This window comes from Streptomyces sp. CNZ287, from assembly GCF_007827615.1.
On record NZ_VISV01000018.1, the window covers coordinates 39,863 to 55,287 of the forward strand.

Annotated in this window: 14 protein-coding genes; 9 read left to right on the forward strand and 5 right to left on the reverse strand. The window is 74.9% G+C overall.

The window, feature by feature from the left end; all coding sequences use genetic code 11:
- The first annotated feature begins 33 nt into the window (after window positions 1–33).
- From FB457_RS27160 to FB457_RS27190, 7 genes are all read left to right on the forward strand, one after another.
- A complete protein-coding gene (locus tag FB457_RS27160) occupies window positions 34–915 on the forward strand; it encodes a maleylpyruvate isomerase family mycothiol-dependent enzyme (protein ID WP_047019551.1) in 882 nt (293 codons plus the stop codon).
- Window positions 916–1,035: 120 nt separating this feature from the next.
- Window positions 1,036–1,941, forward strand: a complete 906-nt coding sequence (locus tag FB457_RS27165; protein WP_145783584.1) for a serine hydrolase — start codon at window positions 1,036–1,038, stop codon at window positions 1,939–1,941.
- 188 nt (window positions 1,942–2,129) lie between these two features.
- A complete protein-coding gene (locus FB457_RS27170; RefSeq protein WP_047019549.1) occupies window positions 2,130–2,708 on the forward strand; it encodes an ATP-binding protein in 579 nt (192 codons plus the stop codon).
- A gap of 98 nt (window positions 2,709–2,806) precedes the next feature.
- A complete protein-coding gene (locus FB457_RS27175; RefSeq protein WP_145783586.1) occupies window positions 2,807–4,450 on the forward strand; it encodes a DUF7800 domain-containing protein in 1,644 nt (547 codons plus the stop codon).
- A 172-nt stretch (window positions 4,451–4,622) separates the two neighbouring features.
- Window positions 4,623–5,993: an ABC transporter ATP-binding protein gene (locus tag FB457_RS27180; protein WP_047019548.1), complete on the forward strand. Its 1,371-nt coding sequence runs from the start codon at window positions 4,623–4,625 to the stop codon at window positions 5,991–5,993.
- A gap of 180 nt (window positions 5,994–6,173) precedes the next feature.
- The gene (locus FB457_RS27185) at window positions 6,174–6,368 is read left to right on the forward strand and encodes a hypothetical protein (RefSeq protein ID WP_018835487.1); all 195 of its coding nucleotides are present in this window, start codon (window positions 6,174–6,176) and stop codon (window positions 6,366–6,368) included.
- Window positions 6,369–6,418: 50 nt separating this feature from the next.
- Window positions 6,419–7,981 carry a hypothetical protein gene (locus FB457_RS27190; protein ID WP_145783588.1) on the forward strand — a complete coding sequence of 521 codons (1,563 nt, stop codon included), beginning with the start codon at window positions 6,419–6,421 and terminating at the stop codon, window positions 7,979–7,981.
- A 36-nt stretch (window positions 7,982–8,017) separates the two neighbouring features.
- On the opposite strand, the gene FB457_RS27195 is transcribed toward FB457_RS27190, so the two are convergent.
- Entirely contained in the window at window positions 8,018–9,529 is a 1,512-nt protein-coding gene (locus FB457_RS27195) for an SCO1417 family PLP biosynthesis transcription factor (RefSeq protein ID WP_047019546.1), read from the reverse strand.
- A 64-nt stretch (window positions 9,530–9,593) separates the two neighbouring features.
- Here FB457_RS27195 and yczE point away from each other — a divergent pair, with 64 nt between their 5' ends.
- Window positions 9,594–10,319, forward strand: a complete 726-nt coding sequence (gene yczE, locus FB457_RS27200) for a membrane protein YczE (protein WP_347613055.1) — start codon at window positions 9,594–9,596, stop codon at window positions 10,317–10,319.
- A gap of 233 nt (window positions 10,320–10,552) precedes the next feature.
- A complete protein-coding gene (locus FB457_RS27205; protein ID WP_026276152.1) occupies window positions 10,553–10,927 on the forward strand; it encodes an RNA polymerase-binding protein RbpA in 375 nt (124 codons plus the stop codon).
- A gap of 180 nt (window positions 10,928–11,107) precedes the next feature.
- On the opposite strand, the gene fxsA is transcribed toward FB457_RS27205, so the two are convergent.
- The 4 genes from fxsA to FB457_RS27225 all read right to left on the reverse strand — a co-directional run bounded on the left by fxsA (window position 11,108) and on the right by FB457_RS27225 (window position 15,305).
- Window positions 11,108–11,737, reverse strand: a complete 630-nt coding sequence (gene fxsA / locus FB457_RS27210; protein WP_047019545.1) for an FxsA family membrane protein — start codon at window positions 11,735–11,737, stop codon at window positions 11,108–11,110.
- A 3-nt stretch (window positions 11,738–11,740) separates the two neighbouring features.
- Window positions 11,741–12,508 (reverse strand): polyprenol monophosphomannose synthase, encoded by a 768-nt coding sequence (locus FB457_RS27215; protein ID WP_047019544.1) that lies wholly within the window; start codon window positions 12,506–12,508, stop codon window positions 11,741–11,743.
- Window positions 12,509–13,138: 630 nt separating this feature from the next.
- Window positions 13,139–14,824 (reverse strand): amidohydrolase family protein, encoded by a 1,686-nt coding sequence (locus FB457_RS27220; RefSeq protein WP_145783590.1) that lies wholly within the window; start codon window positions 14,822–14,824, stop codon window positions 13,139–13,141.
- Between the two features lie 40 nt (window positions 14,825–14,864).
- Window positions 14,865–15,305, reverse strand: coding sequence for an Lrp/AsnC family transcriptional regulator (locus tag FB457_RS27225; RefSeq protein ID WP_018835479.1), 441 nt, complete (start codon window positions 15,303–15,305; stop codon window positions 14,865–14,867).
- Between the last annotated feature and the right edge of the window lie 120 nt (window positions 15,306–15,425).

Here is a 15,425-nt window from a genome sequence, read left to right on the forward strand (position 1 = left end):
CCGCGCACCGCCCGCTGATGGCACGATCCGGCCATGGAACCGCAGGTGAACCCCGCGGAGCCGGACCTTCCCCGGCTCGGCCCGCCCCTCGACACCCGGCCGCTGTTCGCCCCCGAGCAGCGCGCGCTCATGTCGACGCTGCACGCGCTGCGGCCGGACGACTGGCTGCGCGAGGCGGTCCCCGGCTGGACGGTGCACGACGTGGCCGCGCACCTCCTCGGCGACTTCTACGGCCGCCTCGCCCGCGAGCGCGACGGGCACACCGGCGGCCCGGCACCCGCGCCCGGCGAGCCGCTGGAGACGTTCATCCACCGCATCAACCAGGAGTGGGTCGACGCCCACGCCCGGGTCAGCCCCGCTTCGCTGATCGGCGCGCTCGACGCGGCCGGCGCCGGTGTCGCCGCCCACTTCGCAGGCGACCCGCTGCGCGGCCCGTCGCTGGGCGTGTCGTGGGCGGGCGCCGAGCCGGCGCCGCGCTGGCTGGACGTGGCGCGGGACTTCACCGAGTTCTGGACGCACCGGCAGCAGATCCGGCACGCCGCGGGTCTGCCCACCGACCCGGAGGCCGGCCCGCTGGCCGCGGTGCTCGACACCTTCATGCGGGCGCTGCCGCACACCCTGCGCGACACCGCCGCGCCGCCCGGGACCCGGGTCGCGATGGCGGTGCCGGGACCGGCCGGCGGCGCCTGGACGGCGACCGCCACCGGGCCCGGCCCGGCGGGCGGCACCCGCTGGTCGCTGGCCGCACCGCCCGGGGACGGCGAGCCGGACGCGCTGGTGCGGCTCGACGCGGAGACCGCCTGGCGGCTGTGCGTACGGGGCGTGGAGCCCGAGGCAGCGCTCGCCCGCGCCGGGGTCGCCGGTGACCGGGGCCTCGCGGAGGCCGCCTGCCGCATCGTGTCGGTCATCCGCTGACCGGCGGCGTACGGGTCATCACGCCGGGTCCGGATAAATGCCATGGGCGCCCGTTTTCTCATCGGATGTTCATCTGATTCCCAGTCGTTTCCGCACTCGGGTGGCCTAACCTCCGGCAGCGTGTCGAGAAATCTCCCCACGCTGCGCGCCGCGGCGGTCGCCGCGGGCACGTTCGCCCTGATCGCCGCCACCGCGTCGTCCTCCGCTCCCCTCGTGGGGGACGCCGCGGAGGCCGCGGGTGCGTCCCGCACGCGCTACGTCCAGTACGCGCCGGCGACCGGGAAGGCTCCGGCCTCTGCTCCCTCCGCGGACCAGGCCGTGACGAAGGCGCTCAAGGCGCTGCCGAAGCCGGCCGGGGCGTACGACCTCGCGGTGGCGGACCTCGACTCGGGCGCCCGGGCCGCGCACGCCTCGGGCAAGGGCTCTTTCGACACCGCGAGCATCGTCAAGGTCGACATCCTCGCCGCCCTGCTGCTCCAGGCCCAGGACGACGGCGGCACGCTGACCGGCGCGCAGAAGAAGCTGGCGGCGGAGATGATACGCAGCAGCGACAACGACGCCACCGACGCGCTCTGGTCGGACATCGGCGGCGGCTCCGGCCTCGCGGACGCCAACCGCCGCCTCGGCCTCACCGAGACCGAGCCCGGCGACGGCGGCACCTGGGGGCTGACGCAGACCACCGCGTCCGACCAGCTCGCGCTCCTCGAAGCGGTGTACGGCGACGGCCGCTCGCCGCTGAACGGCGACTCCCGCCACTACGTCGAGAAGCTGATGGCCTCGGTGGTCGACGACCAGCGCTGGGGCGTGTCCGCGGCGGCGGACGACGCCGGGGAGGCGGCGCTGAAGAACGGCTGGCTGCCACGCTCGGCGACCGGGCTGTGGGACATCAACAGCATCGGCCGCGTCGAACACCGCGGCCACACCCTGCTCGTCGCCGTCCTCTCCGACGGGCACGACTCCCACGAGGCGGGGGTCGACGCCGTGGAGACCTACACGACGACGGCGGCGAACGCGCTGCGTGACTGACCGGGCGCCGGACGCGTCCCCCGATCCACCCCGCCGGGACCGGTGCGGCCCGTATGCCCGACTTGCCGGGGGACGTGCACCTGTCCTTGCGGATGAAAGTGCATCTGTACTTGCATCCGGAGGTCCATATCACTCACCATTGAACAACCAGCACGTTCCAAGGCGACAGCATCGATCGGGGAATCGGCATGGCGGCAGCTTTCGGCGAGCGGGCCGAGGCATCGGCGTTCGCTGCCTGCGCCCTCGATGCCCACCCGCGGTCGATAGCCGAAGCCCGGCGCACGGTCCGCGCGACGCTGCGTGACTGGGATCTCGGCGAGCTGACCGACAGCGTCGAGTGCGTCGTCTCCGAGCTGGTGACCAACGCCGTACGCCACGGCGTGCCCGGCTGCCCGCCGCTCCCCGTCGCCGAGCCGCAGCCGGTGACCCTCACCCTCGTCCGCCGCGGCGGCGAGGTCGTCTGCGCGGTCTTCGACCCGGGCGAGGGCGTGCCGGCGCCCCGCGAGGCCGACGAGGTCGCCGAGTCCGGGCGGGGGCTGCAGATAGTGGCGACGCTCAGCGACGCGTGGGGATGGAGTGCCCCGGGGCCGTTCGGCAAGGCCGTGTGGTCCCGGTTCACCGCGCCCGCCGGGACCGGCGGCCCGGCGGACGTGGGCGCCGGCGGGGACTGCGACCGGGACCGCGAGTGGCAGTCCTTCGCCCGCTGCCTGGCCCTGCTGGAGTCGCTCGTGCCCGGGCGCGCCGACCCCGCCCCGGCCGTCGCCTGACCGCCTCCGGTACGAAGCCGCCGCGCCCCACGGAACCTCCCGGCGGGTCCGCGCGTTCCCCCGCAGTGGCGCCCGGCCACCGGGACGAGGAGGCGACGATGGCGGAACTGCGGCTCGGGCCGCTGCTGCGGTACGCCGACGACACCCGCGCCACCGTCTGGGTGGAGACCGGCGGCCCGTGCGAGGCGCAGGTCCGCTGCGCGGACGGCGCCGGCGGCAGCTCCCGCACCTGGCAGGTCGGCGGCCACCACTACGCGCTGATCACCGTGACCGGGCTGACGCCGGGCGTCCCCACCCCGTACCGCGTGCTCCTCGACGGCCACGAGGTCTGGCCGCTGCCCGGCGCCCCGGCGAGCACCATCCGGACCCCGCGCCCCGGCACCGCGCTGCGCGTCGCGTTCGGCTCCTGCCGCTGGGCAGCCAAGCCCGGCGGCGGCCACGATCCCGTCGGACCCGACGCCCTCGACACCCTGTCGCGCCGGTTGGACACGGACCCGGACGCCGAGCGCCCCGACATCCTGCTCCTCCTCGGCGACCAGGTGTACGCGGACGAGACCTCCGCCGCCACCCGCGAGTACCTCGCAGGACGCCGCGACCCCGGCGTGCCGCCGGGCGACCAGATCGCGGACTACGAGGAGTACACCCACCTCTACGACGAGTCCTGGCTCGACCCCGAGGTGCGCCGGCTGCTGGCCTCCGTGCCCTCCTGCATGATCTTCGACGACCACGACGTGATCGACGACTGGAACACCTCCGCCTCCTGGCTGGAGGAGATCCGCGCCGAGCCCTGGTGGCGCGAGCGGATCCTCGGCGGGCTGATGTCGTACTGGGTCTACCAGCACCTCGGCAACCTCTCCCCCGACGAGCTGGCGGCCGACCCGCTCTACGCGGCCGTGCGCGAGGCCGGCGACGCCACGGAGCCGCTGCGGGAGTTCGCCGAGCGCGCCGACGCCGACCCGGCCGCCGTCCGCTGGAGCTACCGCCGCGACCTCGGGCGCACCCGGCTGCTGATGGTCGACTCGCGCGCCGCGCGGGTGCTGGAGGAGAAGAGCCGCACGCTGGTCGACCCGGACGAGATGGACTGGGTGCGGCGGCAGGCGCTGGCCGACCCGGGCGCGTACGACCACCTCCTGATCGGCACGTCACTGCCGTGGCTGCTGCCGCCCGCGGTGCACGACGCCGAGGGGTGGAACGCGGCGCTGTGCGCCGGTGAGCGGGGCGCGCGCTGGGCGCGGCTGGGCGAGAAACTGCGGCGGCGCGCGGACCTGGAGCACTGGGCGGCGTTCCCGCGGTCCTTCACCGAACTGGCAGACCTCATCGCCGAAGTCGGCCGTGGCGACCGGGCGCCGGCCTCGGTGCTCGTGCTCTCCGGCGACGTCCACCACGCCTACGTGGCCGAGCCGCGGTGGCCGGAGGCGGCCGGTCCCGCAGGCGCGCGTCCGGTGGTCGCGCAGCTCACCTGCTCGCCGATGCACAACAGCGTCCCCGCTCCCATCAGGGCCGGCTTCCGCTTCGGCTGGAGCCGTGCGGGGCGGCTCCTCGGCCGGGTCCTCGCCCGGCACGGCCGGCTCGCCGCCCCGCCGATCGAGTGGCGCAAGACGGGCGGCCCGTGGTTCGGCAACCAGTTGATGACCCTCACCCTCGGCGGCCGCGAGACCGCCCGGCTGCGGCTGGAGCAGGCCCGCGAGGAGGACGGCCGCGGCACCCGGCTCGTCCTGGCGGACGAGCGGGAACTGCTCTGACCGCCCCCGTACGGGCGGCCACGGGCCCGTTCCGGCGGATTCGCCCGCCGGCCGGCGTATCGGGCTGCGCAAGGCGTTCCCAGCCCGGGTGAACTTCGCTATCTTTCGGGGCCCGTAATCCAACTGTGCACCCCTACCGCATCCTTGTCGCCGAAATACGGAACAAAACACCATGTCACGTGCGATATCACTGGACGGCGTCACCAAGGTCTACGAGCGCGGCATCAGGGCCGTCGACCGGTTCTCGCTCGATATCGAGCCCGGCGAGTTCGTCGTCCTGCTCGGCCCCTCCGGATGCGGCAAGTCCACGGTGCTGCGCATGATCGCAGGACTGGAGTCCGTCACCGAGGGGCGGCTGCTGCTCGACGGCGAGGACGCCGCCGAACTGGCGCCCGGGCAGCGCGGGATGGCGATGGTGTTCCAGAACTTCGCCCTCTATCCGCGGATGACCAACCGCGACAACATCGGCTTCCCGCTGAAGCTGGAGGCCCGCGGCGACGTCGGCCCGCGGGTGGACGCCACCGCCCGGCTGCTCGGCATCGAGGACCTGCTCGACCGCTACCCCGCGCAGCTCTCCGGCGGCGAGCGGCAGCGCGTCGCGATCGGCCGGGCGATCTCGCGGGAGCCCACCGCGTTCCTCATGGACGAGCCGCTGTCCAACATCGACGCCAAGCTGCGCAACCACCTGCGCGCGGAAGTCGCCCGGCTCAACCGCGAGTTGGCGGTCACCACGGTCTACGTGACACACGACCAGGCCGAGGCGATGTCGCTGGGCGACCGGATCGCCGTGATGCGCGACGGCGTGCTCCAGCAGGTGGGTTCGCCGCGGGAGGCGTACGCGCTGCCGAAGAACATCTTCGTCGCCGCGTTCATCGGCACCCCGCGGATCAACCTCCTCGAAGCCGTCGTGCACGCCGCGCTGCCCGGCCGCATGACGATCGACCTCGGCCGGCAGAGCCTGGTGCTGCCCGAACCCCTCTCCCCCGACCACCAGATGCTCCGCATCCAGCAGGGCCGGCCGGTGATCGTCGGTCTGCGCTCCGAGGCGGTGCGCATCGCCCGGCCATCGCTGGCGCGTGCCGGCGAGTGCGCGATGAGCGGCATCGTGGAGCACGTGGAGTACCTGGGCCACGAGGCGCTGCTGCATCTGAACACCGGCTCGCGCGCGGCCCTCGTACCGGCACTCGAAGGCCCGCGTACGGACACCGCGCCCGGCGGCCACCGCAAGAACAAGGAGGGCACCGTCCTCGGGCGGCTGCGCGACAGGGCGGTGGCCCATCTCCACGCCCTCGGCCAGGACGACCGGGGCGAGGGGGCGGTGGGCGTGCTGGAGGAGCCCCGGGTGCCCGCCGCGCCGCCGCAGAGCGCCGAGCGCGCCGCGATCGCCGGGGGCGACCTCGTCGTACGCACCGGGCCCGACGTCCAGGTCCGGGCAGGCACGCACGTGCCGCTGCTGATCGACCTGGAACACCTGTACGTCTTCGACCAGCAGGGCCGCCGCGTCTGCCCGGCACCCGCGCACCAGCCGCGGCTGGACGAGTGACGCGGCCCGCGCGGGAGGGCGCGGCCCGCCGCCGGAGCACGGCCGGCGCGGGGCGGCGACCGCTCCCCGGCCACTCGGGTGAGCGCGAGGCAAATCACCCAATTGCCGCTTTTCCTCGGTAAATCTCACTGTCAGGCTGGCAAACGACCTCTGACGGCTCCGTCGCCCCTGGAGATTTCCGTGATTCTGTCGATCTCAGGCGTTGTCCTGCTGGGAGTGATCGTCTTCCTGTTCTTCCGCAAGGACGGGCTGAAGCCGTCACATGCCATCGTCTGCGCCCTCTTCGGGTTCTACTTGGCGGGCACCGCGATCGCGCCCAGCATCAAGGCCGGCGGCCAGAGCCTCGCCAGCCTCCTGGGCGGCATCAAGCTCTAGGGCGCCCCCGCCGGCGTCCCGCCCCCGTCCAGGACTCGGAGACCCGACGCATGCGACGACCGTTGGCCCGGCTGCCCGGCCGCGAGCCGCCCCCGGCGGCCCGCGGCCGCGAGGCGGCCAGGACGGCGGCGGACGGCGCCGCGGACGTACTGCGTCCCGTGGTGGTCGTGACCCGCGGCACGGGCCGGCTCGCGGCCGCTGCCCGGCGGCGCTGGAGCGCGACCCCGAAGGAGCGGCGCGGGCCGACGGCCTTCCTCGCCTGCGCCTGCCTGCTGCTGGTGTACCTGATGCCGTACGGGCCGCTCGCCGCCGCAGTGGCGCTGCTGGCCGCGGCGGTGTGGGCCGGCCGCGACCGGGGCGGGAAGGACCCGGCGGCGGACGCGGACGCGGCGGCCCGGCGGCAGGAGCGGCTGGCGGCGCTGTACGAGGCGCTGGTGCCGTACTTCTCCTCCCCCGACGACCCGCACCCGCTCTACGCCCACGAGGGCGACATCGAGCAGGTCTTCGGCGACGCCGAGTTCGACGGCGACGACCGGCTGACCGCGCTGCGGCTGCGCTACCCGCCGTACTTCCGCGACGGCGAGCCCGAGTCCCGGGCGCGCATCGAGCAACTGCTGTACGCCAAGTGCGGACGCGGGCGCGAGTACCTCTTCGACTGGCACGAGGACGACAACCGCCTCGACCTCGCCGTCCTCGACCCGCTGCCCGCCGACATCGGCGCGCAGCCCTACGTCACGGCGCACGGCGAGTCGGTGCTCGGCTTCACCGACGCCGAGGGCGTGCGGCGGACGCTGCCGGTGCGCACGGAGGCCGGCGACCGGGACGAGCCGCCGGTGCTGTGGCGTACCGGACCGCGCTCCACCGAGCCCCATCTGCTCGCCCTCGGCCAGCCCGGCACCGGCACGACGACGCTGCTGCGGTCGCTGGCGCTCCAGGCACTGCCGCACGGCGAGGTGCTGGTGGTCGACGGCGGCTGCGCGGGCGAGTTCGCCTTCCTGGCGGAGCGGCCCGGGGTGCTCGGGGTGGAGTCCACGGTGGCCGGCGCGCTGGCGCTGCTGCGCTGGGCGGCGCAGGAGACGGAACGCCGGCTGCAGCGCCCGGTCGCCGCCGGGGGCGACGCGGCGGACGGCGGCCGGGCGGCGGGGCCGCGGCCGCTGTGGATCGTCGTGGACCGGCCCGCGGCGCTGAGCCATCTGGCCGCCGCGGCCGGGCGGGAGGATCCGCAGGCACTGCTGGAGGTGCCGCTGCGGCACGGGCGGGCGGCGAACGTCACCGTGGTGGTGGCGGACCAGTTCGACTGCGCCGCCTCGCTGGGACCCGCGGTACGGGACCACACCCGCGCCCGCGTCGTGCTGGGCCCCGCCTCGGCGGCGCAGATCGCCTCCGTCCTCGGCGCCCCGCCGCACACCACGCCGGTGTACGAGGTCCCGCCGGGGCGGGGCTACGTACGCCTCGGCCAGGGTGAGGTGCACCGGCTGCAGGTACCCGCGACGCCCGACCCGCACCACCGCGAGACGCCGGAGGCGCTGCGCCGCGCGGTACTGGAGCTGCTGCCGGAGCCGCCGGCCGGCGGCTCCGCGGCCGGTACGGCGGCGGAGCAGACCGGCGGCTGACGCCGGCGGACGAACGGCCCCGGCCGGCATGGCCGGTCAGGCGATGAACGCCCCCGCCGGCTCCGCCGCCACGGGCCCGCCGCCCTCCGACACGGCGCGGGCCGCCGCCGCGAGCCGGCCGACCGCCTCCTCCGCGACGGCCCCGGTGACGGTGAACGGCAGCCGCACGTACCCCTCGAAGGCACCGCCGACCCCGAACCGCGGGCCCGACGGGATCCGTACGCCCACCCGCTCGCCCGCCTCGGCGATGCGCGAGCCGGACAGACCGCCCGTGCGCACCCACAGGGTCAGCCCGCCGTGCGGCACCGTGTACTCCCAGTCGGGCAGATGGCGCCGCAGTGCGGCGACGATCGCGTCGCGGTTGGCGCGGGCCTGGGAACGGCGCAGGCCGGTGGCCGCGGCCCAGCCGCCGCCCTCCAGCAGCCAGGTGGTGGCCAGTTGCTCCACCACGGGCGAGCCGAGGTCGGCGTACGCGCGGGCGGAGACCAGGCTGCGGATCACCTCGGGCGCGGCGCGCACCCAGCCGATGCGCAGGCCCGCCCAGAACGCCTTGCTGGCCGAGCCGACGGTGACGACGGTGGAGCCCGCCGGGTCGTACGCGGCGACGGGCCGGGGGCGTTCGCCGGTGTCGTCCAGGCGCAGCTCGCTCATCGTCTCGTCGGCGACGACGACGGTGCCGGCGCGGCGGGCGGCGTCGACGAGCGCGCGGCGCTGGTCGTCGTCGGCCAGGGCGCCGGTGGGGTTGTGGTAGTCGGGGATGACGTACGCCAGCCGCGGGGCGGCGTCGCGGAGGGTCTGCCGCCAGGTCTCGACGTCCCAGCCGGTCAGTCCCTCGCCCATGGCCACGGGTACGAGCCGGGCGCCGTCCTCGCGCATGAGCTGCAGGATGTTGGCGTAGCTCGGCGAGTCCACCGCGATGCGCTCGCCGCGGCCGGCGAAGAGCCGGCACAGGGCGATCATCGCGCCCATCGCACCGGTCGTGATCATGATCTGCTCGGGCATGGTCGGCACCCCGCGGGCGGTGTACCGCTCGGCGATGGCCGCGCGCAGGCCCGGCAGCCCGGCGGGGTAGTCGCCGTGGGTGTGGGCGTAGAGCGGGAGTTGCTCCAGGGCGCCGTGCATCGCGCGGGTGAGCCAGGGCTCGGGGGCGGGCAGCGCGGCGCAGCCGAGGTCGATCATCGAGCCGGTGGCGTCCGGCGGCAGCGGCTCCAGGCCGCGGGTGGGCAGCGGATGCCCGGCCGGCACGGAGGTCCAGCTTCCGGCGCCGCGGCGGGATTCGAGGAAGCCGGCCGCGCGCAGGTGCTCGTACGCCGCGGCGATGGTGGTGCGGCTGACGCCGAGGGCGGCGGCCAGCTCGCGTTCGGCGGGCAGCCGGGTGGCCACCGGGATGCGCCCTTCGAGCACCAGCAGGCGCACGCCGTCGGCCAGGGCGCGGTACGCGGGCACGCGGCGGCCCGGCCGGTCGAGGGCCACGGCGCCCGCGCTCTCCTGCGACCGCAGCAGCCGCGCGAGCTGAACCGCACCGACGGCCGACGTCCATTCCGCCATGAGAACCAGGCCACCTTTCCCTGATTGGCCATATCACCTGCACAAGCCCAGTCCACATAGTGGCATGCAGCCATCCAACAGGACCAGAGGGGAGCCAGTCTTGTCGCGCTGGAGGGGATCTCGTACGGCCCGCAGGCTCGCGCATCTGTACGTCGGCCTGACCCTGTACGGGCTGAGTTGCGCGCTGATGGTGCGCGCCGGGATCGGGCTCGATCCGTGGGACACCTTCCACCAGGGGCTCGGCAAGCAGACCGGGTGGACGATGGGCGTCGCGACGATCGTGGTGGGCGCTGCGGTGCTGCTGCTGTGGATACCGATCAGGCAGCGCCCGGGGCTCGGCACGGTGTCGAACGTAGTGGTGATCGGCGTCGCCATGGACGCCTCCCTCGCGCTGCTGCCCGACGTGCACGGCCTGGCCCTGCAGATCCCGCAGATGCTCGGCGGCGTCGTCCTCAACGGCGTGGCCACCGGGCTGTACATCTCCGCCCGCTACGGCCCCGGCCCGCGCGACGGCCTCATGACCGGGCTGCACCGGCGCACCGGCCTGTCCGTCCGGCTGGTCCGCACCCTGATCGAGATCACCGTGCTGGCCTCGGGCTGGGTGCTCGGCGGCGCGGTGGGCGCCGGCACCGTCGTCTACGCCCTCGCGATCGGACCGCTGGCCCAGTACTTCCTGCGCGTCTTCGCGATCCCGGAACCGGCGTCGGCCGGGCCCGGGGAGGTCCTGCGGGGCGGAGCGCGACGCGACACCCGCGAGGTGAATTATGTGCCTCCTGGCGCGGAGCGGTAGTGTACGCCTCCGGCTCGGCAGGCGGACCGTTACAGCATGCAGTGAGATGAAATCAGTCGGTGACATCTCCGTCACACGTGACAAAGCGGACGCCTGTGGGTAGAAGCAATGGGGCGGCACGACGGGCGACGCATGTCCCGGAACGGGAATCTTCATCGCCGACCGGACGTTGACCGGATGACGACGACAGCGACACCTGTCCTGTGGGCGACAAGCCCGGGAGGCAACGATTCATGAGTGAGCGAGCTCTTCGCGGCACGCGACTCGTGGTGACCAGCTACGAGACGGACCGCGGCATCGACCTGGCCCCGCGCCAGGCGGTGGAGTACGCATGCCAGAACGGCCATCGGTTCGAGATGCCGTTCTCGGTCGAGGCGGAGATCCCGCCGGAGTGGGAGTGCAAGACGTGTGGCGCCCAGGCGCTGCTCGTCGACGGCGAGGGACCGGAGGAGAAGAAGGTCAAGCCCGCCCGGACGCACTGGGACATGCTCATGGAGCGGCGCACCCGCGACGAGCTGGAAGAGGTCCTGGCCGAGCGGCTCGCGGTACTGCGCTCAGGCGCGATGAACATCGCCGTGCATCCGCGCGACAGCCGCAAGTCGGCCTGAGGCGCGGCGCCGCTTCCGGAACAACGGCATCGGCAAGGGCCCGTCCCGCCGGCAGTGGGACGGGCCCTTGCCGATGCCCGGAAACGGTGGCCGGCGCATGGTGGCCTCCGGGCCCGTACGCCGTGCGGGCGGCCGGGCCCGGGGTGACTGGACGGACGGGCGCGGACCGGCCGGCGGGGCTCAGCGCTCCGGCGGCCGGTCCTCGTCCTCGTCCCGTATCACCTCGCCCTGGACGACCTTGCCGTCCGGGCGGTGGATGCGCGCCTGCGTGTACGCCTGGCCCAGGTCGCTCCCGGAGGCCGAGCGCTCGATCGCGCGGGTCAGGCTCCTGCGCACCAGCGCGCGTACCGGCGGCAGCAGCAGGAGCAGCCCCGCCGCGTCCGTGACCAGGCCCGGGACCATCAGCAGCAGCCCGGCGAGCATCGTCAGCCCGTTGCCGGAGCCGCGTGCGCGGTCCGGCTCCGGCGCCTCCCCGCGCTGCTGCCGCTGAAGCTGCTCGGCGAGCGAGCGCCATGCCCGCCGGCCCGCCCGCTTGATGACGACCGAGCCCAGGATCAGCCCGCCCACCAGCACCGCGAAGACGCCCAGGACGCCGATCCGGGAGCCGAGCATGATCAGCAGCCACAGCTCCAGCAGCGCCCAGGCGGCGACGCCCAGCGGGGCCAGGGTGCGGGCGAGCGAGCGGCGCCTGCGCGGCGGGCGGCCGTGGCCGTCACCGGGCCCGCCGCGGCGGCCCGGGCCGCCGGGGCCCGCCCCCCGGTCGTCGGAACCTGCCGGGTCCTCGTACGGCTGCGGAATGCGATCGCTCATGACTCAAGTGTGCCTGCGGCCGAGAATCCGCCCCAGCCGGGACCGTACGCCCCAGGCGGGCACCCGCCAGGCCGCCTCGGCGAAGATGTCCTTGCTCATCTTGGAGTCGCCGCGCTCGCGCTCGACGAAGGTGATCGGGACCTCCACGACGTGGTAGCCGCCGTCGGCCACCCGCCGGGCCAGATCCACCTGGAAGCAGTACCCCTGCGAGGCGATGTTCGCCAGCCCGATGCCCTCCAGGGTCTCCCGCCGGAACGCGCGGTAGCCCCCGGTGACGTCCCGGATGCGCAGCCCGAGCCAGAGCCGCGAGTAGGCGCTGCCGCCGCGGGAGATGAACTCCCGGGACTTGGGCCAGTTGACGACCCGGCCGCCGGGCACCCACCGGGAACCGAGCACCATGTCGGCGCCCTTGAGCGCGGTGAGCAGCCGGGGCAGTTCCTCCGGCCGGTGCGAGCCGTCGGCGTCCATCTCGACCAGCACGCCGTAGTCCCGCTCCAGGCCCCAGCCGAAGCCGGCCAGGTACGCCGCGCCCAGGCCCTCCTTGCCCGCCCGGTGCAGCACGTGCACGTGCGCGTCGTCGGCGCTCAGCTCGTCGGCGAGCTTCCCGGTGCCGTCCGGGCTGTTGTCGTCGACGACCAGGACGTCGGCGTCCGGCACCGCGGCCCGCACCCTGGAGACGATCGACTCGAGGTTCAGGGCCTCGTTGTACGTGGGGATGATCACCAGGATCCCGCCCGGCGGGCCGTAGCGCCCCTGAACCCCGTCTGTCACTGCCGTCCCTTCCGCAATTCCCGCTCGAGCCGTCCACGCGCGCACACGGCCGCGCGGGACGGACGCCCACCATAGCCAGAGTCCGGCGGAGTCCGGCACCGAGGCGGTGCGCAACGGTACCGCGGGACGGTCCGGGGAGATGACCGGGACGGCCGCGGAGCCGCGGAGGAAGGGGAATCGGGAGCGGCGGCCGGTGGTTCGCGGGGCCGTGCCCGCCCGGCCGTCGCCGCTGCGGATCGGGCCCGGCGCCCTTCGGTCCGACCTGGGACCCGCTGGCTGCGGATCGACCGAGGGCCGTTGTCTACTGAGCGTCCGGGCCCCACCCGGGGTCACACCAGCCCGACGGATGCCATCCTCCCTCGCCCCCGTGCCGGAGTCCTGGACCTGGCTGCCTGCGATGGGGCGCCGGTGCGGCACACCATCCGTGGCCCAGAGCGTTCCACGACTGCGCGGAGGTGATCCAGCCGGACGTCCTGTGGTGGACTCGGCCGAAACTACCCGCCGTTGCCCGTTGCGTGTCAACAGCCGTGTCACCTGTGGCGTTTTGCCGAAGCGGCTGGTCAGTCCCGAAATCAGGCCGCGGTCCTACGCCCGGGACGGCCTTCGTTCGGCCTATCGAAGATCGTTAACTCACCCGATCGGCCCCGGGTGGACGGTGTTTCCGGCCACGACGGTGCGCAGGCACACGGGCAGTTCCGCGCCGGGCGTGAGGTCGGGCAGGCCCGGGGTGCCGGAGCGCGGGTCGGTCGACCAGTTCGCGACCCGCTCGTCGGGCACCTGTACGACGAGGTCGCCGGCCGCCCAGACGGCGTAGTCCGCGGGCGCGCCGGGCACGAGCACCCCGGCGTCGTCACGGCCGACGGCCCGCCAGCCGCCGCGGGTGTGGGCGGTGAAGGCGGCGCGGGCGGAGATGCGGTGCTCGGGCGTGCGGTGGAACGCGGCGGCCTGGACGGTGCGCCAGGGGTCGAGCGGGGTCACCGGGGCGTCGGAGCCGAGGGCGAGCGGCACACCGGCGCGCAGCAGGGCCTCGTACGGGTTGAGGGCCCGCGCCCGCTCCGCTCCCAGCCGGCGGGCGTACATGCCCTCCTCGCCGCCCCAGGCGGCGTCGAACGCCGGCTGCACGGACGCCGTGAGCGCCAGCTCCGCGAACCCGGCGACGGTCTCGGCGGTGAGCATCTCCGCGTGCTCCACGCGGTGCCGCAGCGCCCGTACGCGGTCCAGGCCGACCCGCTCGGCCGCGGCCCGTACACCGGCGACCACGGCGGCCACGGCGGCGTCCCCGATGGCGTGGAACCCCGCCTGGAGCCCCGCCTCGGTGCAGGCGGCGACGTGGGCGGCGACGGCGGCGGCGTCCAGGTAGCCGTTGCCGCGGTGCCCGGGGCGGTCGGCGTACGGCTGCGTCAGGTGGGCGGTACGGGAGCCGAGGGAGCCGTCGGCGCAGAAGTCGCCGGCCGCGCCGAAGGCGCCGAGTTCGCGGACGCGCCGGGCGTCCGCGGGGCCGGTGACGGCCTCGCCCCAGTAGCCGGTCACCCGCGGCCCCGGCCGCTCGGCGGCGAGCGCGAGCAGCGCCGCGAAGTCGTCCTCGCCGCTGATGTCGGGGCCCGCGCACTCGTGCACGGAGCCGATGCCGACGGCCGCGGCCCGGTCGAGGGCGGCGCCCTGCGCGGCGGCGCGCTGGGCGGGCGACATGGCGGCGTACGCGGCGCGGCGTACGGCGTGGTGGGCGTCGCGGGTCAGCGGCGCGTCGGCGGCGTAGCCGTCGCGGCCGGCGACGCCGGGCACCAGGTCGAGCAGGGCGGTGCTGACGGCGGCGGAGTGGACGTCGACGCGGGTGAGGTAGAGCGGGCGGCCGCCGGCGGCCTCGTCGAGTTCCGCGCGGGCCGGTGGGCGGCCCTCGGGCCAGCCGGTCTCGTCGTATCCCTGGCCGATGAGCACCCGGTCCGCGGGACGTTCGGCGGCGTACGCGCGGATCCGGGCCAGCGCGTCGGCCAGCCCGGTGGCGCCGGAGAGGTCGAGCCCCGTCAGCGCCAGCCCGGTGGCGGTCAGATGCACGTGCGCATCGGTGAACGCCGGGGTGACGAGGGCGCCTTCGAGGTGGACGATCTCGTCGGCGGCGCCGGCGAAGCCGTCCGCCGCACCCTCGGAGCCGACCCAGGCGACGCGGTCGCCCTCGACGACCATGGCGGTGGCGAACGGGTCGGCCGGGCTGTGGACGGTGCCGCCGCGCAGCAGCACGGTGCGGCGGGCGGAACCGGCCCGGGAGGGCACGGAGTTCGCGGCTTCCGCGGGTCGGGCGGCGGGGCGGTCGGCGGTCACGGCTGCGGTGCCTCGGATTCGGATCGGGGGCGCCGCGCCGTCAGATGCGCGGCGGCCTGGCTTCGTACGGCGTGGAGAGCACGACGGTCGTGCGGGTGGAGACGCCGGCGAGCGAGCGGATGCGGGCGAGCAGGTCCTCCAGCTCCGCCGGGGCGGCGACGCGCACCTTGAGGATGTAGTTCTCCTCCCCCGCCACGCTGTGGCACGCCTCGATCTCGGGGACTTCGGCGAGCCGGTCCGCGATGTCGTCGGGGGCGCTGGGGTCGAAGGGCTTGACCGAGATGAACGCGGTCATCGGCAGGCCGATGGCCTCCGGGTCGACGATGGCGCCGTAGCCGCGGATCACACCGCGCTGCTCCAGCCGCCGCACGCGCTGGTGCACGGCGGAGGTGGACAGGCCGGTGGCCTTGCCCAGGTCCGTATAGCTCATCCGCCCGTCCCTGACGAGCAGCTCCACGATGTGCCTGTCCAACTCCTCCACAACGCATCAACCTACTTCGTTTGCGGCGGTCAGGTACATCCGGGGCCGCCGGGCGGCCGGGGAGGGCGCCTTCGGGGGCGCACGGGGCGCACACGGTGGCGTGTGACGAAGGCCACAGTC

What these genes read in the sequence shown, in the direction of transcription:
- FB457_RS27175 (WP_145783586.1), top strand. Translation starts at nt 2,807, where the DNA reads ATGGCGGAACTGCGGCTCGGGCCGCTGCTGCGGTACGCCGACGACACC.
- fxsA (WP_047019545.1), bottom strand. Translation starts at nt 11,737, where the DNA reads ATGAGCGATCGCATTCCGCAGCCGTACGAGGACCCGGCAGGTTCCGAC.
- FB457_RS27195 (WP_047019546.1), bottom strand. Translation starts at nt 9,529, where the DNA reads ATGGCGGAATGGACGTCGGCCGTCGGTGCGGTTCAGCTCGCGCGGCTG.
- yczE (WP_347613055.1), top strand. Translation starts at nt 9,594, where the DNA reads ATGCAGCCATCCAACAGGACCAGAGGGGAGCCAGTCTTGTCGCGCTGG.
- FB457_RS27170 (WP_047019549.1), top strand. Translation starts at nt 2,130, where the DNA reads ATGGCGGCAGCTTTCGGCGAGCGGGCCGAGGCATCGGCGTTCGCTGCC.
- FB457_RS27180 (WP_047019548.1), top strand. Translation starts at nt 4,623, where the DNA reads ATGTCACGTGCGATATCACTGGACGGCGTCACCAAGGTCTACGAGCGC.
- FB457_RS27160 (WP_047019551.1), top strand. Translation starts at nt 34, where the DNA reads ATGGAACCGCAGGTGAACCCCGCGGAGCCGGACCTTCCCCGGCTCGGC.
- FB457_RS27190 (WP_145783588.1), top strand. Translation starts at nt 6,419, where the DNA reads ATGCGACGACCGTTGGCCCGGCTGCCCGGCCGCGAGCCGCCCCCGGCG.
- FB457_RS27205 (WP_026276152.1), top strand. Translation starts at nt 10,553, where the DNA reads ATGAGTGAGCGAGCTCTTCGCGGCACGCGACTCGTGGTGACCAGCTAC.